The following is a 24,860-nucleotide window of genomic DNA, read 5'->3' on the forward strand; positions in this document are numbered from 1 at the left end:
ATTGCCGTCGGTCAGGGTCACGTCCACATCATAGGGCACACCCGCGTCTTCGGCCCGGTTGACATAGGTCTTGCCTTTCGACCCATCCGGCCAGGACCAGTCGAAAATCGGCTCGGGCCCGGCGACCAGGCTAAGCGGCGGCGGCAGATGAAGCGTCATCGTCTCGCCCACAGCCGGAGTGCCGGTGATGTAGGGATCGCGCAGCAGGACCGGACCGAAAACCAGGGGCGCGAAGTCGATCTCCCACTCGCCCATCATCTCCGAGGGCGCGGTCGGGCTGGACAGGGCCAGGGTTTCGGGTTCCGACCCGGCGTCCACGTTCGCGATGGCGAAGATGCTGGATGGGGTGACGATCAGGTCTGGCAGCGCCGGGCTGACCTCGAAGGTCCACGGACTGGACGCGTAGCCATCTGCCGTCGCCGCGATAATCAGCGCACCGGCTGCGACGGGCGTAAATGTCCACTCGTTCATCTGGCCGACCCGCGTGGCCGTGATTGCCGTCTGGCCCTGGGCGATGGTCGGTGGGCCGTCGATGGCGGTGTTGAAGGTGACGCTGGCGGGCTGACCCGCCACCAGCGGGTCGGGGGTGATGGCGGCTTGGAGGGTGGGGATCTGCGTCACTTCGACCCAATTGGACCAGAGCGTGATCTCCCCCTGGCTGTTGAAAAAGCGCGTCCCGGTGCGGATCTGGTGGCCCACATCAAAAACCGCGTCGTCAACAAACAGGGTTTCGCCACTGGCTCCCTGGATGATCTGCGCTGCCGCATTGCTGTCCGCGCGCATCGCCCACAGCGGTGGTCCCATTTCCGGCGGGGGGTTGCTGGTCACAACGCCGGGCGACTGCCTGGTCACCGTCCCGCCTAGGACCGCGCTGCCGGAAAGCACGGGGTCGGATACGCGGGCGGGCGCTTTCAGCGCAGCCAGCGTCGATCCTTCGAACGCAGGTCCGGCCGCACGCGCAATATAAGGGGTTGGCGATTCCGCCAGATCGGCGATGGTGAAACTGCCACTTCCATCATGGAAACGATAGGTTTCCCCGCCATCCAAGCTGACGACGACGCCATCGGCTTCAATATCCGCCATTACAGCAACTCCAGGGTAAGGCCGCCGATCGCGGCGGAAATCGAGTGATCGGGGAATTTCCCGAGGTTCTGGACAGCGATGCCGCCTGGCGCCGGGGTCACGAGCATCTGCGGCCCGTTAGCAGCAGCGACCACGAAGGAAATCGACCGACTGGTCTGCGCGCCGTATATGTCCTCGACCATCAGAGTGACGGTGAAGTTGCCGACTTGGGTCGGATTTCCTATGAAATCGAAGCCATCTTGGGCAATGCCGGGCGGCAGGGTTCCCGTTACGTCCAGCGCGCTCAAGGCATGGTTGTCGGGATCCGAGAAATAGCCCGAGGCATTGAAGGAAAATGCCGTCCCAACTGTCAGGTTTTGCGTCGGAATCGCGGTGCTTGTCGGGGGGCGGTTCACAAAGCCCGGATCCAGGTTGTCGATCCGCGACTGCAACTGCGTGATCGCAGCTTGGATGGCGGTAAGATCGACCAACACAGGAAGATCGGCCAGCGTTTGTTCGGCGGCCGTCAGCCGCTCTGCGGCCTCGGCCAGATCGGCTTTGATCTGGGTGTCATCATAGCCAGCGACAGACAGGGTGCTGACAACTTCTTCCAGGTCAGCAAGATGCTGGGTCGCCAGCTCGAGGGCGTCGGCTGATGCGGCGTTGCCAAGCGACTGCTGAACAGCCAGCAATTGCGCCCTGACATCTGCAAGGTTGGTGTCGGTCGGGAGGTTCGCGGCAAGTTCGAGAATGGCTTGCGTGACTGCATCGGAGATCCGATTCAGGATCGGATCATGCTCGGCTGCCCAGCCATAGGGGGGGATCTCTACCATAGGATGCGTGCCTCAACAGGAGGAAGCGCGCACGTCCTATGCCGCGATGGGTGGGAGTATAGCAGCCGCGCCGGTCCCGCGCTACAGGGTGGGCACCGGCGTCGGCAGGTTTTCGTTCAGTCGGTGATGTGACGCAAGGAATATCCCAATTCTATCGCTTTGGCGCGGTAGGCGTCGTGTGCGGCATTGGGGCATCTGAACGTGCCGAGGCATAGCACCTTACCAGAAACAGAAATCCGCGCCTCGTATCTTGGGGCTTTGGCTTTAGTCCGAACGACCCCACGAGGGAGAGGGAAGTTCTTAGCTCCACGGATGCGATTGGTCATATTTGTGGCGCGGGGCACTGCCCGGAGGTTGGTGATGCGATTGTCGAACCGATCACCGCTCAAGTGGTCTATTTCGCCGTCAGCATGCTGCCCATAGTGGAGCGCCCAAGCCACGCGATGTGCGAGAAGGTAGTTTCCCAGAACGCTGCCGTGAAGATAGCCATTTCCTTGCTTCGCAGTCAGGGCAGGTTTGCCAGCGTAGCGGCTATTCCAGGTCTTGGATGCGGAAGGTCTTTTCTTCCACGTCATCTGGCCCGTTTCAGGATCATAATTCAAAAGTTGACGAAGATCGTCTGGCGATAGTAGCTGGCGTTTAGGCATGACGATGCTCCAATCATCGGTATGTTTAGAAACCGCCGTGCCTTGCCGGGCCGGCGGTTTCATCATCTTAGCACCATGTTCCCCAAATGAGGAACACGTTACGTCATCCAAAGATCGGCGTGGCTTCGTTCTCCCGAAGGCGGCGGTCCAGTTTCGGGTTCAAACTGATGCCGCCCTCGTTTCGCTCCGACGCGCGGGCGCGGCTCTGCATCGAGGCGCGCAGGGTTTCCGCCGTGACCGGATATTCAGGATAGCGCCGGTTGAAGTCCCGCATCTGTTCAAGCAAGCCTTCGCTGATACCCTTGCCCGACTTGACCGCATCGCCCAGGTCTTTGTGCAGCTTCTGCCGCTCTTTGGTGATCCGCTTCTCCTCATTCTTCATGCGGTTGTTGGCCTCGTAGCGTTCAGCCACCCGTGCGGGGGTCAGGCCAGATGCCTGGGCCAGCAGTTCAAGCGGTCCCAGATCCTCAACCAGCACATCGCCGTTCATCGTGGTCACGCCGTCGGTCGCATAGCGGCCTGCCTTGATCGGGTCGCGGACCGCCTTCGGCACGATCTTTTCGAGCGCGCGAACCGGATCCTCGCCGACCATGCCCGCGGCCATGAACGCGCTTGCTCCCAGCCCCGCGATGGGGCCGAGAAGATCGCCGACAAGAGCGTTCCAGGCATCAGCCCCTTCAAGGTCGCGGCCACTGTCCCTGAACCACAGGTTCGGCGATCCGATACGGTTGGTCAGGTCCACGTTCAGCGCGCGACCGGGGATGCCGACAAGGGCGGCACCGGCAATCCAATTCCAAGCTGCCGTGCCCATATCGTCGCCTTCCATCAGCAGCGCGTCCTGCAGCCAGCGTTCCGCGTCGTCGTCGTCCCCAGGCATGAACATGCCCAGCAGCATCATGGCGATACCAAAGCCCCAGGTGCCCTTGATGCCCGCGTGGGCCATCATCGACAGGGTGATGCCGATAAGCTGGGTGCGTGCCTCGGCCCGTTCTTCCTTGGTGGCTCCGGTGAACGCCTGATTGGCATCGCGGAACAGGCGCCACAGTAGGTTGACCGAGTAGGACCGGAACAGCAGCACGACCTTGGCCACGTCGCTTTGCATGATGCGGGGGCGCGACGAGTTCTGGTAATCGAAGTGCGTTTTCCAGGTCACGTCTGCCGCCGCGTCGATCGCCGCCTGATGCCCTTGGCCCGACTCGCGCGCCATCCGGTAAGAGGCCAGGAACGTCACCTCTCGGTTGGCCCTCTCCGTGTGGTGGAACAACCAGCCGATCTTGCGCATGACACGCTCGCGCGTGGCCGAGTATTCGGCCCCGCTGTCGGCCACAGATGCAAGGTCATGGCTCTGCGTCCGGTCCACGGTCCCGCGCCGATAGGCTTCCTGCATCGCGGCCTTCTCGTCGTCGGTCAGGCGAGGCGAGTTCTCCGCGCCACCTTTGCCCTTGAGGAAGTCCTTGGAAGCCCGCCCGATGTGCCGCACAGCGCCAGAGACGCCGGATGCCGGGAAGCGGGCCGCCATGATCGCCGGTCCCATGATCGTGGTCTGGCTCAAGTTCACTGCCGCCGCGGCGGGCGACATGCCGAGATACCAGATGAAGCCGATCCCGGTCAGTGTGGACGTGAGCGGGTTGCCCCGCGGGTTCATCGCAAAAGCGTGGCGGCGCTTCATTTCCTGCACCACAAACCCGGCGCGTTCGGGATTGTCCGACTGCGCGGCTTCCTCGGCGGCCTGATCGAGCGCATCCCCCATCCGAAGCCCGAAGCGCAGGCGTGCGAGCTGGTGCGCGCCGTGGAACATCGTCTTGCCGAAAGCGCGGAAGGCATCGCCATGATAGCCCTCGCGGCCCTTCCGGTGAATTTGCGACTTGCGGATCGACTGGTCGGGCAGGGTTTCCAGCCACCGCTGCCAGATCGCATCCAGCAACGCCGGATCGGCGCCTGCGCCGTCGAGCATGGCCACGATTTCGCTGGTGAACGTCGGATCGACCATGCTCTTGAGGTCAAGGTCTGATGCGTCCAAGACGCCATGTTCCACCTTGCCGGCCGGATTGTCCTTCCGTGCGTCCTCTACATAGGCCGCTTGATCGGCCTTGCTTTCAAACCGGCTGAAGCTGATGACCTTGCCGTCAGCATCCTTCACGGTGACGAAGTAATTGCCAAAGCGGGCAAGCGGGAAGTATGGCCCGGACAGGCGGTTACTCTCGAACGCCTTGCGCAGACTCGCCGCCCGCGCCGCCGATCCGGTGCGGGCGCGGCTGCGGGCGCTGTCCAAGGCACCATCAGCAGCCAGGATGGCGGCATCGCGCTCCGCCCCTTCAAGCCCCTCGTCCTCGATGCGGCGCAGTTCCTTCCGGTGCGCCCGTTCAGCCCGGCGCACGCTGATTTCGGCGGCGTTCTTGATGTTCTCGATCAGCGCCGCGTCGATGTCATCCGCCAGGGCCGTATAGGTGTCGCGCACTTCCACGAACGTCTCGCGCAGGGCTTTCGGCAGCGCATTGAACCGTGCCGACAGGGCTGCGTGCTGGTTCTTCCGACGAACCTCTGCGGCAATGCCATCGGCATCGCTGGCGTTCACATCGCGCGGCATGAACGGTCCAGACGGGTCCACCTGGGCCACCGTTGCCTTGTGCATCAGGTCCATGAGGGTCTGATTGGCCTTGCCGTCCTTCCGCGCCAATGCCGCCCATTTCTGCGCCACGGCGTCGGCCCTGCCGTGCCATGCGTCCCGCTGCGCATCCATTTCGGTCTTGAGGCCAAGATATGCCTGGGCCGACTTGATGTTCTTGCCAAGCTCCGTGAACAGCGGGCGTCCAGGCACCAAGGCCAGGGAGTTGATCGCGCCGTGCTTGCCCATGCCGTCGGTCAGCACGTCCGACCAGAAGTCGGACGCTTTTCGCCAGCCTTGGAAGCCGAAGGGAACGCCAGACTTGCGGGCCTTGGCGGTCAGCGCCTCGCGGATCGCGCCCATGTCGCGCTGTTCCTTTGGTGCGGCCTCGGTCGCAGCGGTGAACCGGCCTTGCGCATCGCGCGGCTGGCCGCCCGGACCATCCGGCCCGCGCCCGCCGACCTCACCAGAGGCGATGCGCTCCATGATGCGCGCAGCATCTACAAAGCCTTCGCCGCGCAGGGCCGAAGCCATGGCCCGGAAGAAGGATCGGATCGTCTCAAGCGCCTGGCGCAGCGGGCCGCCATCGACCTCACGCCGCCCGGCGGCCCAATCGGCGTAAAGCTCGGCAACCATTTCCTCGGATTGGCCGGTGGCGTCCAGATCGCCATAGGTGGCCTCGACGCGCGCCCGGATCCCCGCATCAGCCCGTGCCGCCGCGACCAGCGATCGCCATTCCTGCGCCGCGAACAGGCCATGCGTGCCGCCCCAGCGTGCCGGGTCGCGCAGCGCGTGGACAATCTCGTGATCTAGCGTGTGCCGCCAGCCCTGCGCGCCGTTGCGCAGGATCGACACGACGCCGCGCGAATAGCTGCCCGTGGCCCCCGTCAGGCGCCCGGCCTCGACCTTCAGCCCGATCTTGTCCAGCAGCCCGACGCGCGCCATGACAGAGCGCGCCGCCGCGTTGATCGACCGTGCCTGGACGGGGGTGATCGCCTCGCCTGTCCCGTCCATGTCCCGCCGGAACAGCTCGACGCCCTGTTCTGTCTCACGGGTCTGGATCGTCTCGAACAGCGCATCAAATGCCGGGCGCACGACCTCAATCTCGTCAGGCTTGAGATACGGGTAGCTGTCACCCAGCCCGGACATTTCGGCCTGCATCTGCCATGCTGTGCCCTCGACCACGTTTGCGAGATAGTCGTTCGCAAGGCTGTTGTCCTGCAACTTGGCGATGACATAGGACTCGAAAGCGCGGGCGTGCAGTTCAATTCCGGTGGACCAGTAGGCTTTGCTGCGGGTCTTGTCGATGTTGCCGGAGCGGGCTTTCAGGCCAGTCTTGCCGATCGCGTGGCGCAGGGCGGCAAAGGCGCCCATAACTTCGGGCCTCACACCTTCCACGGACACGCCGGATTGGATGCTGTCCGTGATGTAGGATCCGCCTTTCCCATCGGTGCGCGCCTTAGCAAAATAGTTGTCGAGCGCATGAAACCACTCATGCGCCAGCGATCCGGCGCCGTTCATCTTCGTGAGGTTGATGACCACCTGACCGGGTTCATAGTGCGCGGCCGCCGGCGTAACGCCGCCGGTCCCTCTCGCCCCGAAGGCAAGCCCTAGCGTCCCATTGAGCGAAATAGCGCGTGGCGGAATGTCCAGGATGCCCGCCATGTCCATCAGTGCGTCGTAGGCGTCGTTCAGATCCTGCTGGCGTCGGCCGCCGCTGACCCAGTTCCCGAACTGCACGCCCCGAAAGCCGAAGGTTTCACCAAACTGCTCGGGTGTCACATCGGATCCGCTGCGGTGGTCGATGCCAACCCGCGGGGCGTTCTCGGCCTTTCGATCTGCCGGAAGCTGGCGCAGGCGGTCCAACTGCTCCTGCAATGCGTCGGCTTCCTCGGCGATGATCCGGCGTGCCTCCTTCACATCATCGACACGGCGCAACTGGATATAGGTGCTGCCGACTTTGGTCCCGACTGTGAAGTATTTGCGCCCCTCATGGGCATAGACCAGCCACTTGCGCGCCGTGGCCGCTTTAGCCTTTTGCTGATCCAAGCCGCCGTAAGCGCGCTTGAAGGCTTCCAGCGCATCGGCCTCGTTTTCGGCGCGGGCAATGGTCCGGGGCATATTTGAGAAGGCCGTCGCCTTGGCCTGCTGCGACACCTCCCAGAACGCCTTGGGCTTGTCGTAGCGCACCCCGCCCAGCATAGAATAGCTGACTTGGCCGAAAGACATGCCCTTGAGGCTTTTGGCGTGGCCAACGGCGGCGTAGAGCTTCATCTGACCAAGAATTTCGCCGGGGGATTTCCCCCCTCGCACAAACAGGGCGTGGCGCAGCTTGTCCTGGTCAATCTCCCCGTCCATCACGCTTTGCGCCAGTTCCCGCATCCCCGTTACGGCATCGACCCATCCCTTGAGGCGCCATTCCTTCTGCGGCTTGGTTGGGATCATGTCTCGCGCGGCGCGGATGAACGAAACCTTCCACGGCTCGACCCCGGCCTCGATCAGCTTCTCATAGTCCGGCGCAGGCCATGATTTGGAAAGCGGCTGGCTTGATACATCGACCCCTGCAGCATTCCGCATTTCGTCGGCATAGCTGGCCCAGACATCCTTGCGGGCGCCACTGATCTTCTCGCCAAAGTCTTCGATCTTGGCGGGCTTGGCTGGTCCTTCGGCCGTGGGCTGTGATGGCGGAGCGCCTGCCGTGGACTGGTTATCTGGATGCTGATCGAGGTAGGCATCCACAATCTGCTTTACGTCGGCATAATAGTTGCTCTTGCGCTCCATCGGGATGCCAAGCGTCACCATGCCTGACAGGTGGTCCAAGGTTGAACTGCCGTCCCCCCTGACGCCGAGCTGCGCACCGATAGCTTCCTTGCTGATGCTGGCCTTTGACGTGCTGCGGCGGCCCGTCTTGCTGTATGCCTCCCATTTCAGACGCTCGACCCGATTAACCTCTTGTGTCAGCAGGTCGGTCAATTTGCTGCGCTGCGCATTGAGCTTCTGCGCGTCCGTTGCGTCTGGGTCAGAAATGACAGCTTCGGTCGGATTGGAAGCACGCGGCAGACCTTCATCGAACAAGCCTCCTTCCGCCGCAGGCGCCGGCGCCGGGGCGGCAGAGAACATATCCACTTGGTCATCGAACAGCGGCCCAGCATCGCCGCTGTTGCCGTCCAGGCGTCGCATCTTCGATTGCTTCTGGCGCGCTTCCAGTTCAAGCCGCTGGCGCTGTGTCATCTGCGCGCGGCGCTGATCCTCGCTGCCTTCCATGCCGGGCATGATCGTCTGCGGCAGACCGTCGGCGCCCGGTTCTGTGGTGAGCTGCCCCTGTTCTGGCGCAGCGTCAGCTTCACCATCGAATCCACTCTCGGGATTGGCCTGCGCCCACGCCCGCGCCTCGCTTTCGGTGGCGAACGGCCGGGCGTCGAGGTCCGACGACAGAAGCACCCAGGAACCGCCAACGGCAGTATCATCGAACAAGGTCCAGCCGCGCACGCTGCCCGTCGAGGGCACCGACTTGCGCCAGTTGCGGATCGTGTCAGGGGATGTCGGATTGACCTGCGGGTCAGAGGATGTCGTGGCAGGCTGCGCCTCCATCGGCGTCCGTTCAAGCCGGGTATATTCGACTCGGTTCTGGGTGCTGCGGTCAGTGCCGTAGCGGATAAACTCGGCCCGTTCGAACGACGACTCGTCGCCCATGCCGCGCAGGGCGGCCTTCATGTGCGAGGGGATTTCGCCGCGGAAGGTGAAGGCTTTGACCTGATACTGGCCGGGCGCGATGCCGTCCTCGTCCGCCATTTCCTGCGTGACGGTCAAAACATCATCAAGAGCAGGGTTGTGCTTGGCCTTCTCGCGCAGCCATTGCAGCGCCTTTTCCTGGCGGCTTAGGCGCCCACCTTCGGCTTGCTCGTCGCCATTTCCTTGCGGATCCTGGCCGCCTGCTGTTGCAGGTTCTGCCGGTCGCTGGGGTTCTGCTCCTGCCGGGACAGGCGATCCATTGCTTTCGCCATCCCCTTCATTGCGAGGGGTGAATAGCCCGGCTTGCTGCTGTTGCCCGTCGCTGCCATCGAGCTTGCCTTTCGCGGTGGTGGCAGTGCCCTGCGGGTCTGCCCTGTCGCCCAGCATATCAGCACCGGGCTGCGTTTTCATAGCCTCGTCTGCATAGAATTGAAGGCCATTTGCTAACTTTTCCCGACCGCGCGGCGAACCGTAGCTGCGCGGCGCATCACGGAACATCAGGGACAGGAATGCCTTGCCCATTGGGGATACGCTGTCACCGCTGAACATATCGCCTTGACCGATGAACTCATCGACCTTGCGGCCGGCACGGCGCGCACGATCGACAATCCGCACGGCTTCCAGGAGCGCGTCGGTCGCATCCATTTCGGGTGCGATGGAGTTGTCGGCCGCGGCATCGCGCATCTGCGACCAACGGGCGGCCACGTCCATCAGCGCCCCGCCGATTGCCTTGATGTTGTTGTCGGTGGCCTCCATCACCTGTCCGACAAGATCGGCGTCACCATAGGCTCGTGCCAGAAGTGCGCCCTGCACGCGGCGAACCGCGTCCTGCGTCATCGACCCGTCGTTTCGGATCAGGTTGCCCATTTCCGCCGGTGCAACCACGCTGCCCAGGAAGGCGCGCACAAACTCCCGGTTGCCAACGGCATCCACATCGCCACCCCGGTAAAGGTCGATGATCGAGGGGCGCAGGGTTTTGGCATCCGCCATCGCCTGTTCGCTCGCGCTCATCGTCGCCGTGTCACGTTCGTTCGCCTCGCGGGCGAAGGTCGCGGCCTCGGTCATGGTCATGTTCTCGGTGACAATGCGGACCAGGACCGGCTTGCGCATGTCGCCTTCGGGATAGCCTTGCGCCTTGAGGAAGGCGCGGTATTCGTCCATGCGCGCGGCTGGCGCCTGCCGCAGCGCCAGCGTGCGCCCGTTTCCAGACAGAACCTCGCCGGTCGGCAGGATGATCGGGGCGCCGTTCGACGCCTGCGGGCTTTCCCCCAGCAGGGCGGGGCGCAGATCGGCGGCGATCTTGCGCACCTGTTCGGCCGATTTGTTTGTCGATCGGTCGCGGGGCTGCAACTCCTGCGGATAGGCCGGGTTGTCGCGCCCGTCGTCACGCTGCGACGGGATCAGGTCGTCAAGCTCGACCAGGGCATAGTCAACCGGAACCTCCCGGCCGCGCGCCGTGATCGCCTTGTCGGTCTTGATGATCTTGGCCGGGATAGCGCCTGCGGGGGCGGTTTCCGCCTGCGTTTGCTGGGGCGCGGCTTCTTGATCGGGTTTTGATTCCGCGCCGTTCAGAGCCGCCCGGACCTCGGCCATGACAGCCGCCGCGTCGTCCATGTCGGACACGTCCTCGCCGTTCAGGTCCATGTCATCGCGGACATGGTTATAGGCCGCACGCATGGGCGCCTGCGCCTCGCGCATCGACAGGCCCGTCGTCTCCGCGAAGTCGCGCAGCATCTGCCCGAACCGCTTGGTGCCGGCCTCGATGTAGAGCGCCACCAGCTCGCCGCCCAGGGTGATGTATTCGGGATCGAGGCCGCTCGATGCCTGACCGCGCGCCTTGGCCGCCAGCCGGGCTTTCAGCTCTGCGGCGCGGTCCTGCTTGTCCTGCGACAGCACGCCAAGGATGCCGGGGGCAGGGGCATTATTGGTTCTTTCAATATTGCTCGGCGCGGGTTGCGCTTTCGGCGCCGCCGGTTGCGGATTGGCCGCCTGCGGTTGCGCTTTGCGGGCTTTCGGTTGACGCGGGGCCGGATCGGTTGGCATCAGGTCGCGGATCGCCGCGTTCGCCGCGTCGTCGTCCAGCTCCATGTAGTAGAAATCCGCGACGGCTTCCTCGATGGCGTCTGCCGTCACGCCGGCGGCAAGCGCGTCCTCGATCAGCTTGCGGTCCAGCCGGTCGAACTTGTTGGCCAGCGCCATGACCGGATGATCGACGGCGTTGTTCGCCATGAAGAAGCCATAGGCGAAGCCCTCGGGGGTCGCGCTGCGGGCGTTCTTCGTGGCAAGGCTCTTGCCTCCATACTTGCTGTGCATCTTCGAGCCCTCCACGGGCTCGACAGGCGCAACCGGCAGGTCGCCGTTGAAGCGCCCCCACAGCAGGGTTTTCTTGGTGTAGGGGTCGCCCAGGTCGTTCGGGTCGAAGGACAGGCGCCAGGGCGGCAGCCCGCCCAGCTTCTCGATGCGGCCAACGGGGTTCTCGATGGCCCACACCGCGGGGCGGAAATGCTCGATTGTGGCAAGGGTCTGGTGAACCAGCTTCACCGATGCGACGGTGCGCCCGTCCTTGTCCTTGGCCGCGAAGTGCCGCGCGCCGCTGCTGGCGAAATCCGTGCAGGGGCAGGCGGCGAGGATCGCGTAAATGTCCTGGCCGTCGAAGTCGCCGAACCAATCGCCAAAGAACTCGGTCGAGAAGTTGTTCACGTCCCCGACCTCGGGGTCATCCTGAATATCGAAGCGATAGACCTGATAGCCCGCTTCTTCCCAGGGCTTCGACCAGCTTCCGGTCAGATCGAACAGCGAAAGCACAACCTTGTCGGCGTTCACGCTGCCCGGCCCGCCTTGTGCGCGGGCGTGTTCCTTCCACTCCGCGATCCGGGCCTTTGCCTCGGCGGGCGTCATCCAGCCATGGTCCTTGTGATAGACACGGCTTTTCTGCGCCAGCCGCACAACCTCGCCCTTGGTCGGCGCGTCGAACAGATGGTGGATCTGCTCCTCGCCGGTCTGCATCGACGCATGGGCGTCGTTGAACTCCCCGACAATCTCGGCAAGCTCGCGGTCATCCACGCCCACGGCGGCATGTTCCGGCGCGGTGCTGGCGGTCGCGGGCGCCGCCTTGGGCGCGGAATCGCGGATAGGTGCGCCATCCTCGCGGATCGCGGCCAGCGCGCCAGCCGCGTCGGGGAACTGGCCCAGGGTCTTGGTCGGGATGGCAACGCTGCCCACAGGCTTGTGCGTGCGGGTCGCCTTGAAGCCCTGACCGGACTGGCGGATCACCCACGCCCCCTTGTCGTCGCGGATCACGCGCGCCGCAGGGTCGCCGCCGCGCTCCATGCCTGCCGCCTCGAAAGGATCGGCGGGGGCTTCCACTTCCGGTTGCGAAGGCGCCTCCGCAACCAGATCGGAAATAGGGGCGGTTTCGTCAACTGTGAGAGGTTCCAAGTTGGATTGTGTAGCGTTTTCAATGGTTCCAACTGCCGCCTGCACCTTGTCGGTGTGCTTGCGGGAGAAGATGAACCCCCCCGCCTTGTCGTCCCATTTCAGGCTGACGCCGGGCACGTCCGGGGGCGTTTCCTTCGGCACGCCGCGCAGGACCGCGGCCTTCGCGCGGATAGGCTCGATGGTCGGGGCGGCATCGGACCCGGTTTTTCTCACATTTGCGGCGGGCGCTGGGCCGCCGTCTTGCATGATCCGAGAACGGATCACGGCCCGCAGTTCCTTTTCCGCGTCAGCATTGTCGCGGCCTGCGGCACTCATTCCAGCATAGGCGCCTTCGGTTGCGGTCGCCTCGACCATGCCCTTGTCGTTGCCGCTGGTGATCTTCTTGAAGCGGGGCTTCATTGCCTCGCCCTGCGCCGCCGCATCTGCCGCAGCCCATGCGGGCGCTACTGGAACGTCCAGGTCGCCGGCATCAGCGTTGCCAGCCAGACCTTGCGCATCGCCGGTCCCATTTCCGGCGACAGGTTCAGCGGGTGCAATTCCCCCTCCTGCAACTGCGGCACCGCTTTCAGCGCCTTGGCTATCGCCCGCAGTTCCGGGCGCGTTATCAGTTTCAGCCGGTGAAGCTGCTGCGCCGCGTCCAGCGGGGTCAGCATATGGCCGTAGAGGATCGGGTTGCTCTGCATTAGTCGTGCCCTCCGAGGCAACGGACGGCGCGGGCAACTCGGCCTGGGGTTTGGGTTTCGGGGTGGTCTTGGTGCCTGCCTTCGCTGCGGCCTTGGCTTCTTCGTCAAGCCGGGTCGCCTCGGTGCGGGAACGGTCGAAATCAACCGGGGAAAGAACATGCTCCTGCCCATCGACGCGAACCACGGCCTCGCCCTCGGGCGTCTCGCGCATGAACACGCCCTCGCCGACAACCCCGTCAGGACCGGCCAGCCGGATCGCGGCGCCGGGCTTCTGGTCCGGGAAACGCGGTTCGGGCGCGGGCGGCACGATGGGCGCGGGGGCGAGCTGCTGAACTGCTGCGGTCAACGGCCCGGCGGCGGGCGCCATCGGGGCAGGGGCGGGCATGATGCCCAGCGGATCGCCCATGGACGGGGCGGGAATAGGCGCCGCGCCAACGGCCTGCTGCGACACAGGACCGGGCGCGACTGACCCCATGGGGGCGCTGCCACTCCCCACATAGGGTTTCTCGAAACCGGGATGCACCGCGCGTTCAGGCGCGGGCGGGACGATGACGCCGGGCGCGGCCTCGGCGGAGGCAGGCTCGCGCGGCCCTTCGATCATCAGCGGGCGTTCGGGCGAGCGGATGCCCAGGGGCGCCACAGGGCCGGGGCCAGGGGGCGGGGTGACAACCACGTCGGGTGTGTCTGCCGCCGTCGGGCGCTGCGGCGCGGGCAGGGCCAGGCGCTCGGGTGCGATGCCCAATCCTTCGTCTGCCGGGGCAGGCGCAGGCTCGCGCTCGCGCCGGTCCAGCGCACCGGATGCGCCGCCAACGACACCGCCGCCCAGGGCACCCAGGATCGCGTTGCCAAAGCTGCCCTCGAACAGATCACCCTCGGCGCCGGTCGCCTGATTGGTCCCGATGCGCGTTGCCACGCCTTCCGCGACTTCCTGCGTGGCTTCCTCGGCGGCCGACAATCCGGCCCGGCCCGCGATGGCACCAGCCAGGGAACCGGACACGCGGCGCTCGACGGGCGCGATGATCTTCTGTGTCGCCGCGCCGCCCAGGGCCGACACGGGGGCGGTCCAGTTGAAGGCCAGCCGCGCCGCTTCGTCAGCCGTGCGCTGCACCGCTGCGTCGTGGTCCAGCCCTTCGGAGATGGCCTTCTGATAGGCGGGGGCTCCGGCCAGGGCGGGCTTGCCGTCCGCGTCGATCTGCCCGGCCATGTCCAGCACGCTTTGCCGGGCTTCGTCGGCACCGGCGCCGCCACCCATGGCGCCACCGGCTGCGGCGGCCACGGCAGGGTTGCGCGTCAGCACGGACGCCGCCACCACGGGCGCCATGGACCCCAGCACGCCGGCAAGCTGCATGGCATAGCCGCGCACGGACGGATCCTCGCCCATGGTCCAGGACGACGGGTCGGTCAGTTCGCCACCCGGCGTCGATCCAGCCAGGGCTTCCTTGCCCGCCTCGGACACGCTGTCTGTCAGCGCCTCGCCCGCGCCCCGGATACCCTCGCCCACACGCTCCGCAAAGCGCCGGAACTCACCCTTTTCGGTGCGGCCCACGCCTTGCTCTGCCGCGATACCCAAGGCATCGACGGCGCCGCCAAGGCCGGAAACAGCCGTGCCGCCGAACTGCCGGGCCAGATCGCCCGCCACTGATCCGCTTTCCGCCTGGGGCGCGGGTGCGGCCTCGGGTTGCAGAATGTCGAGAAGCTGGTTGGCGCGCGCGCCGATGGCCCTGGCCTTGGCCGCGTCACCGGCCTTGAACTCGATGGCCTTCTTCAGATCGCCGCCGCCCTTGATGACTTCACCCAGGTCGCGCGCGGTAGCCTCGACATTGGCAAGGTCGGTGTCGCCATCGGCCTCGGCAATCGCCAGGAGGACGTTGACCGGGACGCCATGCCGCGCCGATGCCGCTTCCAGCTTCGCCTTCGGGTCAACCGCCTTGGGCCTAACACCCAGCGACTCCTGATAAATCTCGGCCGGGGACCGGGGGGCAAAGACGTTCGACGCCATGGAAACCTCAAGGGCTTACGGGCGGCACGTCCTATGCTACCGGGGATGATCGCCGCACTATAGCGCGGACCACCCCCGGCGGGCAATCATTCAGGCACGCGGGCGTAGGTCGCAGCGGCACCGGCGGGGGCGCCGCCGCCCTTCTGCCGCATGACCTCATATTCGGCCTCGGCATAGGCTTCGGCATAGCTCTTGCCTTCCTCGCCCGGCATCGCGTTCTTGTTCGCGGCATCGAAGATGCTCTTGGCGATGCTGTCGATGCGCTTCTCAAGTTCCTTCGCCTCGGCCTGCGCCATCTCGGCCTGTGCCTTCATGGCTTCGGTCTGCGCGGCCTGCTGCTGCAACTGATGCTGCATCACGGCCTCGGGCGATAGAAGCTGGATCCCCATCTGCAACAGATCGTCGGCGCTGTCGAACTGCTGCTGGAACTCGCGCCCCGTGGCATCGTCGCGGAAGGTCACGACGGCGCCCGCAACATCGCCCTCGGGCGTGCGGATGAAGTCGGATTTCTCGCGGACCATCGAATAGCCGTCGTCAAAATAGCCGTTGGTGTTGTAGGCCGCCGCCAGATTGTCCGCGAAGGCGTCGAAATCGCCGATGGATGCGGCAAGCCCGGCATTGGCCCAATGGCGCAGCCCGGTCTTGGCGCCCGACGTTTCCGCCCATTCCTGCATCTTCTGGGCCGCGTCATATTCCCCGCGCTCGACCATGCCGCGCACGATGATGGGCATTCCTTCCTTGGTGAAGTGATCCATCCAGGATCCGACGATGCGTTCGCGCTTTTCGGTCGGGTGCTTCGTCGTGGGGCTGACGCCCATGCTTTTCGCGGTCGCGGCCACGGCCTGCCCGCTGGGGGTCTGTTCCAGCGTGGCCGCCGCCGCGGTCGCGGCTTCCTGCGTCTCTGGCTTCTTGGGATCGGCGGCGGGGATAGCCTCGCTCTTGGCGGGCTTGCTCGCGCCGCCCACAAAGGCATCGAGGATCGCATTGCCTGCGGCTCCGGCCCCTTCCATCAAGCGGCCTTCCACGGTTTCGCCAACCGGCGGGTTCGGGATCGCGTCCTTGATGCCCAGCCCGTAATCCAGGGCGGCATTGATCGGGCTGATGATGCGCTCGCCGCTCTTGCGGATCGAATTGGCGGCAAGCCCGGCGGTGTCTTTCGCCACATCGAGGATCGAGCGTCCAGCAGCTTTCGCGGCCTCTTTCACATCAGGCACCAGCCCGCCGCTTTGGCCGTAAACGTGCGGCGCATCGGGCGCGGACGCGGGTTGAGCCTCGGCGGCCGGCGCTTGGACCTCGGCGCCCCTGCGGCCTCCCGGCGTAATCAGGTCGCGGTCGCGGAAGTCTGGGCTGTAGGGATAATCCCTCTCGGCAGGCGTCACCACGTCCATGGCCTGCGCCTCGGCCAGCCTGCGCTGCGCCTCGGCGTTCGGGACATGGCCGCCGCGCTGCGGCTGCGCTGCGGGCGCGGGGGTGGTGCGATCCTCTGCCACGCGCGCAACCGGCGCGGGTCTGCTCGCTTCGACCTGTGACGCCTCGCCCTGCGCCTCGCCCTGCGCCTCGCCGGGTTCGATCGCATAGGGGCGCCCGCTCGGATCGAGAGACGGCAGAAGCAAGCCGCTGCGCGACGTGGCGCGTTCGCCGGGGGACAGCGTGCGTTCAGACGTGGCGCCCTGCTGGGGGGCAGAGGAAGGCTCGGCCGCCACGGTCGCAATCGGTCCCTTGGTCGAAACACCTGCGGGGCGAACACCCAAGCCGCCCTCATAGGCCGCATCCGCAGCGGCAACCGCCGCCTGGCCATCGGCTCGGCGGGACTGGTCGTCGGAATAGATCAGGTCGCGGGCGCGGTCGGCGTCGGACTCGCGGGCGGTTTCCCAGCCGAACCGGGTCTTGGTGCGCTCGTTTTCCTCGCGCTGCCAGCCGAATTGCTCGTCGTAATAGGCGTCCAGCTTCTCGTGGCGCTTCTTCTTGTCGGCCCGATCTTCCCAGGCGTGCCGCTGGTTCACGCCTCCGAACCAACCCTCGGTCAAAGCGGCGAAAGCATTGCCCATGCCCATGTCACGAAACTCCCATGCCGCGCGCCGGAACGGCGCCGCGCGTTTTCTCGAAATGTTGGATCGCCGCGTCAAGCTGGTTGTCAGGCACGCCCTTGTAGCCGGGATATTCCAGCCGCAGGGTCGCGCGCTTGACGGCGGTGTCGGGCTTCGGCGCCGTTGCTGATGCCTGGGCCTGTGCTGCGGCAGGGGCCGCGCGCCGCGTGCCCGCACCCGGACGCCCATCTGCGAAGCCAAAGATATGGTTGCCGATCTGCTGCCAGTTGCCGCCCGCGTCCTTGCCCCATTTGGGCTTGGCTGCAGCGGGGTTGTAGTAATGGGTCGCCCCGCCGGTCGGATCGTCGTATTTGCCAGCGAGGATCGCATCAGCCACGCGCAGCGCGTGTTCGGACGGCGTGATGCGGTCCATGTTCAAAGCACCTTCGCCCTTGGCATAGCCGGTGACGCCGTTCCATGCGGAAAACTGGCCCGGCGCCATGATGACATCGCGGAAGCTCGTGCCGCCATACTTGCCCGACCGCGCCCGATTGCCGATCACGGCACCGACGGCCAGCATCCCGTCGTAGCCTTCGCCGCCCGCCTCGGCCTGGATGGTGCGCGCCAGCAATTCGCGTTCGTCGTCGGGCACCGATCCGAAGCCAGCCGCGACAGGGCCGCCGCCCGGACGGATGCCCAGGCCGCCGCCATAGCCGCCGCCCTGCGCCGCGGCCATTGACCGCATGGCGTCCGCGTTGGTCTTGGCAATCTCAAGCTGAAGATCCAGAACGCGGTCGGCGCGGGCGTTCGCTTCCTTGCGATCGCCATCCTGCTTGCGCTGAACCATTCCGCCCGCCAATCCCTGCGCGAACGCGCCAAGCCCTACCGATGCCATATCACGCCGCCTTCTTCAGCTTGCCGTCGATCTTCTTGTCGAGATCCTGAACCGCCTTCATGGTGACGCTGATGGCCTCCATGAGCGGGATGGTCTGGCCGTCGCCCTTTCCGGTCGCCGCCTGGAAGTCCTGCGCATAGGGGCCGACGTGTTCGCCCTCGTCGCCCATGCCTTCCTTGTAGCGCCAGCGTTCGACCGGCATCTTGCGGATCGCGCCCAGGGCCTCGCCGTCAGGGATCGGGCGCTTGTCGGTCTTGGCGTCCTTCGAGGACAGCGCAAGCAGGGACGGCCCATAGGCGCCTGCAATCGAACCGATAGCGCCAAGCAGGCCAGCCGAACCCGCTTGATCCTGCTGCCATGACTGCATCCGCGCCTGATAGTCCTGGTTCAGGATGCTGGCCTGCTGGCCGTATCCCTGCATCGCCCCGCTGAACCCGGCTTGCCCGGCACCGTTGGAAAGGCCCATGGACGTTCCAGGGTTGACCGCCAGACCGGACCCCATGTTGATCGCGTTGGCCTTCTTCGCCTCGGCCTCGGCCTCGATCTGCCGGTTCGAGAGGTTGATCGCCCCGGCGCGGGCCAGGGCGGTGTCGGTCGAGGCGCGACGGCGGGAGGCAAGAGCCGCGCCAGATGCCGGGTTGACACCCATAGCCATCATCTGCCGGTCGGTCTGGCCCTGCGCCAGCCGGGACGCCAGCGACACCTGCGAGGCGGCCTCGGACGCCTTGGCGGCCTTGCGCCCTGGGCTGGCCCAGGTCTGCGCATCCTTGATGAACTGATCTTGAAGCGGTCGGAACGTGTTGATGTCGCGCGCCCGGTCGTCGGCGGCCCATTCGTTCGTGATGGACGCCTGACTTTTCATGAACTCCAGCATCTGCTGGCCGGTTTCAGCCGACATCTTGGCGGCTTCACCCATCTGCGGGTCGGGTCGTGGTGAGCTGTTGTTGCCCATGATCCTGTCACGCCCCTTGCGGGGCGCCCTCGTCGGCGGGCGTGGCAGGCGCCGGCATGGTGAAGATGTTCTCGCGTCGCAGCGCCATCAGGATAGCATCGGTGCCGTCTGCGGAATAGCCCCGGCGGCGGGACTCGAACTGGCAACCGAGTTTCAGCGCCGCGATCTGCGCCTTTCGGTTCCCCTCGGCAATGGGCATCCAGAGCGCATCCAGCCCCATGTGATCGGGATGGAAGGCGAGCTTGATCAGGATCTTGATGGCGTCGGCCGACAGGATGCGCCCCGGCATGGCGGCAATGTGGAAATCAGAATGAAACTCGGTGATGTGCTGGAACACCGCGACCCCGATCAGCCCGCGATCATCGACAAAGCCCACGGCCTGGGCGTCCTTTGCCCAGCCGGTCGAGGCGGTTTCGCGGGCGGCTGCTTCCAGCAGCATGTCCTGGTTTTCAGTGGTGACGATCATGGCAGCGATCCTTTCATCGGGCCGTTAAGCCGCAGGAGTTTCGATTTGCGCCGCCAGTGCGGCGAGGATGGCGTCTATGGTGTCCGCGTCAGGCGCTTGTCGGACCGCCGCCTCGGCCTGAAAACAGGCGGCGTCCAGCGATCCCGCTGCATATCTCCACAGCGAATTCAGGTTTGCGAAGACCTGCGCCACCTCATAGGCGGTTGGAGCCGTGATCCCGACCTCGGACATGACCAGCGGATAATCCGCATCTGTCGGAGCGGGATCGGACAGATAGGCGCGGGCTTCCTCGGCCTTGGCCATGTAAAGCATGTCCTGGCCGGGCAGGTCGGTGATGTAGGCCAGCCGTGCCCGGCCGCGCAGGACGGTGATTTCTGCTAATCCGTTACGCTTCCAGGCTTCCAGTTCGGCTGCATTGTCGCGTGGATCAAACCATTGCCTGGCGAAGAAATCGAATTCGGCCCATGGTCCTGGCCTCGGCGGGAATTCTCGCCAGTCATTGATGAGATAATCCCAGAAATGAGAATCGTCGGTTACACCAGGGACAGCTTCTTTGAGGGATTCACCGGCCACAGCCATTGCCGCGAACGACTCTGGGCTGCAAATCCCCGAGCGTAGGATTTGGCCTGTGCCGGGATCGATTGCGACGTAGGGGATTTGCTTGGACTCATTTGAGGACATTCAGCACCCCCATGAACCTGTTTACGATACGAACCGGCCCGGCTCCGTTGGCGATGTTCGTTACAACCATGCGGTAGCTGACGGAACCGGACAGAGTGCCAGGGTCCACGACGCGCTGTGAGTAGGAACCCCCGCTTGCAATTCCTACTCCACGAGCGGCCCAGATGGTTGTCGCGACACCGCCGGAAACCCGCTGAACACTGATTTGGAGATCGTTCCCACCCCCTTGCTCAAGTCCGAAGTAGATGTCGATCAGTTGAGGGCCGGGCCTGCCGATCATGTAAGTCAGGGATTGAACCACGCCCCCGTTGCCGCCGATATACTGGAGCATAGATGCTGTGAAGGACGCCTCATAAGTGCTGATGGCGTTGCCGCGGATCTTGATCGTATCGACTTCCAGATCCTTGATGTGAGCGAACAGGATCTGGGCATTGTCGATATGTGCTGATTTGATGATGGCGCGCGGCATGTTCATCACGCCCGCTTTGGTGATCCGCCAGCCGGTGAAACTCGCCGCGTCGAAATTGTCGGATTGCAGACGGCCATTGAAGATAGCCAGCCCCGACACTTCCAGATCGTCGGTGTCCAGGTGCCGGGTCAGGATCGACTTGGCGAACAGGCGCCCGCCGTTGATATAGGTAGTCCCGCCAGGACTCCATGCCTTTGGCTCCGTCGCCTTGGCATGGATTTCTTCAAGCTGCGGCTTCCAGATGAATAGGTAGCTGCTGGCGAAACCTGACAGGGTGTCTCGTTTGATGAAGCTGATTGAGGCAAAGGCCGCGCCGGTCGGCGCGACAGCGGCAAGACTCGCACGCTCCCAAGCATCTGGCGAAGCACTCGCACCCTGCGTGAACTGCTTTCGTGCCGTTGATGGCGATCCAAGCTGCGTGCCGGAAGCATCATACCAATAGAGATATAGTTGCGCCTCGGCGTTGATCGTTCTGAAATAGGCTGATGCCATATACCGCTTGCCGGGCGTGACCGGGACACCGGGGTGTCGTGCGCCTGCGCCGTTGGCCGAAGGTCGCTGAAGGATCTGGCCGTAGCGGGCGCCATCGGCATAGCCAGTGTTCTGGAAGATCATCAGCGTCGGCCAGCCCGGATGGGCATAGGTCTGTCCCGGCAGACGTAGGGTGATGACTCGTTGCGCGGCTGGCAAATTGCCGGTCGCAATCCAGTTCGCCTCGAATCCATCATCGAATGAGGGATCCACTACAAGGTTGCCGCCAAGGCCAACCACCAGGGCATTCGTGGACAGTGTTCCTTCCGCAATGACGTTATCGCCGATCAGCTTGAGCAGTGATCCAGTGGCGCCGCCAACATTGTTGAAGGCCACGGCCTCGATACCAGCGGCCACCAGTTCGCCGTCGACGGTCACGATGTTTCGGAACCGGGCTACGGATCCGTCCAGACCGGCCAAGGCGGTTGCCGACTGCTTGACCTGCGCCCAGGCCGTTCCAAGCTGCGCCGTGCCGGTCAGATCGAACCCCGCGATGGCCTGATTAGTTTGGGCCTTTGTATAATGGTTGGCCGACAGTTCCGCCTTGACGGCGTTCATGACCTCGCCGGAACCGACTTCCTCGTCTGTCGCCACGCGGACCTTGACGCGGTGAAACTTGATGCGTTTGGCCGCCATGCCGGTGCCGTAGTTCGCCATCACGAACAGATCGTGCGTCGTGAAGGTGCCGACGAACGGAGACGGCCTCTTGAACACGCCCCGCGCCGTGCTGAACCGGCCGATTTCCACCGGCCCGCTCGTCATGTCGGCCAAGGTCTTCTGCGCCCGGTTGTTGTTGCCGGTGCTGCCGTTCCAGTCCAGCAGGACATGGGCGCCGCCCAAAGTGCCTGACATCAGGGTGTAATCGACCTCGATGACATAGGCATCTGCATTCTTGGCGCCCGGCCAGATGGTGTCGGGGCTGTCGGTGAAATAGACGCCCTCTTGCTGGGCCGCGGTGGTGGTGAAATCCCAGGTGCGCCCGGTGTCGAACTTCTCGTTGTCGCGCAAGACCAACGTGCCTTGCCCGATGTAGCGAATCCATCCGCTTGACGCCAGATAGGGGTCGGACAGGACACCCCCGGCTTCTCGGTCTATCGTGGCGCTCAATCTGGTCTGCCGAGTCGTCAGCGCCGAATCCTCGCTGGCGCGCGTGGTGGCTTCGTCCTCGATTGCCGCAAAGGCGTCATCGAACCGGCTGTTGACCTGTGCGCCGATGATGGCGATCACATCAGTTTCGGTGATCTGCGTGGCCTCGATCTGCGTCACCCGCGCTTCAAGCGCGACGTTGACGGTCGAAACCTCGACGGCGGTAATCAGCGCCGCAGCCCCGCCCGATGCCTTGGAGATGGTCAGGGTCGCGCCGACGGCGGTATCAGGCGGATCGACCTGCTTGCCATAAGCCTTCCAGGTGTTCGCGGGCGTGATGGTCAGGGTTTCAGTGGACGGCGTGCCGACCGGGTTCCCGGCCGCATCTTCCCAGGCCAGCGTGACCGTGACGGTGCGAGTGGCGGTCGCCGCAGCGAAGAACCGGACCTGCACCCGGTCGTTGGCGGTTACGGCGAAGGTGTTCAGTTCGGTGCTGATCGAAGCCGCTGTCGCCGCGTCCAATTCCACCAGGTTGGGCTGCGGCGCGGCGGCGCCAAGTCCGGTCAGGTCGGCCCGCGCCAGCACCGTGGCGGCCGTCAGGGTCCAGGTTGCATCCCCCAGGGCGAACAGTCCGTTCTGGACAAGGTTCGCGCTTGTCAGGGCGGCGGTCAGTTGCTCGATCTGGCCCGCGAAGCTGGCGAATTGCCCCTGGATCGTCTCGTTGTAGGATGCGAACCCGGTGTCGGTATAAGCGTTGGCCGCGTTCAGCCCGTCTTGCAGGTCGTCCGCAATCTGCCCGGTCGCCTGTTCCAGCGCCAGAATGTCCTGATTTACCAATGCAAGCTGTTCGTCGGTGTAGGCGTTGGCCGCATCAGCTTGCGCCAGGGCGTTCAGCGCGTCCTGTTTGGCCTGCTCGGCGTCCTGTTCAGCCTGTTCGATGCGCTCGATGATCGGGTCGATGCCTGGCGGGGTATATCCATCAAGCGCGTCATCGACGGCCTTGTCCACGATGGGTTTCAGGATGGATGGGTCGATGGTGCCCACCAGTCCCGTCGTGCTGCGCAGGATGCTTTCGATCTCGCGCAGACGCACGGCGCGGTCCCGCTCGGCCCCTTTGCGCTCGCCCAGCAGGACTTCGACCTTGGACTTGAACGCCTTGTCCGTCGCAACGCTCAATCGCCCAACTCCGAAATGATGGTGGCCATGCGGACTTGGATCACAGACGCGGTGCCGGTCAGCTCGATCTGCCATTCCCGGCCGCGGCCAGCGGGCAGGCGGAACGGATTGTCGCGGACGGAGGAACGATAGAACTCGGCACCATCGGCACGGATGATGCAGGTCACGCTTCCAGCCCCGCCGTCAGTGTCCACGATGGCGATGCCGAAGGGCTGGCTGTCCGTCACGCGGAAGGGCTTGGACCGCCATGTATAGGGTTTCAGGCCGCCTGTGACCGGGTTGAACTCACGGATCTCCGATCCGTTCACGGTCAGGTAAAACAGCTTCCCGGATCGGTCATGGCTGAACAGCGCGCGGGCGGTATCGTCGGACCGGACCAGGAAGGGTGCGCCGCCGGTCGTATCGACCATGGCGATAGCCTGCCCCATGGTGCTGCTCGCGGCCGACACGAAGGCGTAACGCTGGCCATAGCGCGCGGCCCTGATATTGTGCGGCTCCATCAGGGTCCACTGGCGCTGCGTCCACAGGTTCTGCGAGATCAGTGTGGCGCCCTGCGTGCCGATCTGCACAAGGCCGTCCGGGGTGGCGTAGATCGCGGCATAGCCCATATCGACCACGCTGCGTTTGGACACGCAGGGAAGGGGCTGCTCGATCTTCTCCATCGTCATCTGCTCGGGGTGAAGCCCCTGCACGACATAGGGCATCCCCGTCGTCAGAACCGCCAGCGACGTGCCGAAGGCGGCGAGGGCTACGATGAAGTCATTGGTTGTCAGCATGTAAATGCTGGGCCATGCGTGCGGCTGATAGGGTTCAGAGAACCACAGTTCCTTGCCCCGGAACCCGGCCATGATGCCGTTGGGCAGCGCGGTCAGCCCTTGCAGGTTCGCCGGGACCGGCCCGAAATCCTTGGTCCTGATGGCCTCCTGAATGGGCGCCAGGGCCGGGTCGTGGACATAGGACACGTTGGCCGCCGGGATCTCGGCCACGAAGAACAGTTCTGTTTCGCCGGTTGCGCTTGTCTCGCTGCGATAGATGCGCTTGCCGGTGACAAGGCGGTTGGCCGGGGGCGTGTTCGGCATCCCGCCCACGGTGACGGTGCAGCCGTCCGACCACAGGATCGACGGGGAAAGGGGGGAGGGCGCGGTTTCCTCGCCCAGCAATGTCACCCAGGTCCAGGCATAGACATAGGCGGTGGCCACGGCGCTGTTCACGGTCCCTGTCAGGACGACGGTGGGCGCCACGGTCGGCGTCGGCAGGGCAAGCGGGCGCTCGACGCCATCCACGCGCATGACAGGCGCGGCCCCGGCGCGGGTGATGTAAAGGCGATCGGTCGCCACGGGACCGGGCACGGCGTCGGCATCGCTGGCCCAGGACAGCCATGTGGCGTCATGCAGATACAGGCTGTCGGCCACGCTGGACAGGGCTTGCCGCAAGGCGCTGGCGCGAAGGGGCGACAGGTCGCCGGTTTCCAGCGCAGCGTTTATGCTGCTGGCCGCGTGGGTTTCCGGCAGGTAGTGCGGCGGAACCTTGGGTGTCTCGCCTGCGAAGCCGCGAAGGGCGATGCGGTCAACCACGGCT

11 protein-coding genes are annotated in these 24,860 nt (G+C 64.9%); all 11 read right to left on the minus strand.

Features of this window, described 5'->3' with window-relative positions; translation table 11 throughout:
* Positions 1 to 1,083 (minus strand): hypothetical protein (locus ACTJI6_RS11710; protein WP_440800904.1); only part of this gene is annotated, 1,083 nt, incomplete at its 3' end.
* On the minus strand, positions 1,083 to 1,895 hold the full coding sequence (locus ACTJI6_RS11715) for a putative Ig domain-containing protein (protein WP_440800906.1): 813 nt from the start codon (positions 1,893 to 1,895) through the stop codon (positions 1,083 to 1,085). The genes ACTJI6_RS11715 and ACTJI6_RS11710, both read right to left, overlap by 1 nt.
* A 116-nt stretch (positions 1,896 to 2,011) precedes the next feature.
* Positions 2,012 to 2,608: an HNH endonuclease signature motif containing protein gene (locus tag ACTJI6_RS11720; RefSeq protein WP_440800908.1), complete on the minus strand. Its 597-nt coding sequence runs from the start codon at positions 2,606 to 2,608 to the stop codon at positions 2,012 to 2,014.
* A gap of 37 nt (positions 2,609 to 2,645) precedes the next feature.
* Positions 2,646 to 14,999: a PLxRFG domain-containing protein gene (locus tag ACTJI6_RS11725; RefSeq protein ID WP_440800910.1), complete on the minus strand. Its 12,354-nt coding sequence runs from the start codon at positions 14,997 to 14,999 to the stop codon at positions 2,646 to 2,648.
* A gap of 86 nt (positions 15,000 to 15,085) precedes the next feature.
* Positions 15,086 to 17,047, minus strand: a complete 1,962-nt coding sequence (locus tag ACTJI6_RS11730) for a hypothetical protein (RefSeq protein ID WP_440800912.1) — start codon at positions 17,045 to 17,047, stop codon at positions 15,086 to 15,088.
* Positions 17,048 to 17,054: 7 nt separating this feature from the next.
* Positions 17,055 to 17,921, minus strand: coding sequence for a cell wall hydrolase (locus tag ACTJI6_RS11735; protein WP_440800913.1), 867 nt, complete (start codon positions 17,919 to 17,921; stop codon positions 17,055 to 17,057).
* Position 17,922: 1 nt separating this feature from the next.
* The gene (locus tag ACTJI6_RS11740) at positions 17,923 to 18,873 is read right to left on the minus strand and encodes a tail fiber domain-containing protein (RefSeq protein ID WP_440800915.1); all 951 of its coding nucleotides are present in this window, start codon (positions 18,871 to 18,873) and stop codon (positions 17,923 to 17,925) included.
* A gap of 7 nt (positions 18,874 to 18,880) precedes the next feature.
* Positions 18,881 to 19,339 carry a hypothetical protein gene (locus tag ACTJI6_RS11745; RefSeq protein WP_440800917.1) on the minus strand — a complete coding sequence of 153 codons (459 nt, stop codon included), beginning with the start codon at positions 19,337 to 19,339 and terminating at the stop codon, positions 18,881 to 18,883.
* 24 nt (positions 19,340 to 19,363) lie between these two features.
* A complete protein-coding gene (locus tag ACTJI6_RS11750; RefSeq protein WP_440800918.1) occupies positions 19,364 to 20,020 on the minus strand; it encodes a hypothetical protein in 657 nt (218 codons plus the stop codon).
* Positions 20,007 to 23,150 (minus strand): hypothetical protein, encoded by a 3,144-nt coding sequence (locus tag ACTJI6_RS11755; protein ID WP_440800920.1) that lies wholly within the window; start codon positions 23,148 to 23,150, stop codon positions 20,007 to 20,009. Before ACTJI6_RS11755 ends, ACTJI6_RS11750 begins: the two co-directional genes overlap by 14 nt.
* Positions 23,151 to 23,278: 128 nt before the next feature.
* The gene (locus tag ACTJI6_RS11760) at positions 23,279 to 24,856 is read right to left on the minus strand and encodes a hypothetical protein (protein WP_440800921.1); all 1,578 of its coding nucleotides are present in this window, start codon (positions 24,854 to 24,856) and stop codon (positions 23,279 to 23,281) included.
* Positions 24,857 to 24,860 lie beyond the last annotated feature (4 nt).

Source organism: Paracoccus sp. 22332 (assembly GCF_052045125.1).
GTDB classification, from domain to species: Bacteria; Pseudomonadota; Alphaproteobacteria; order Rhodobacterales; family Rhodobacteraceae; genus Paracoccus; species Paracoccus haematequi_A.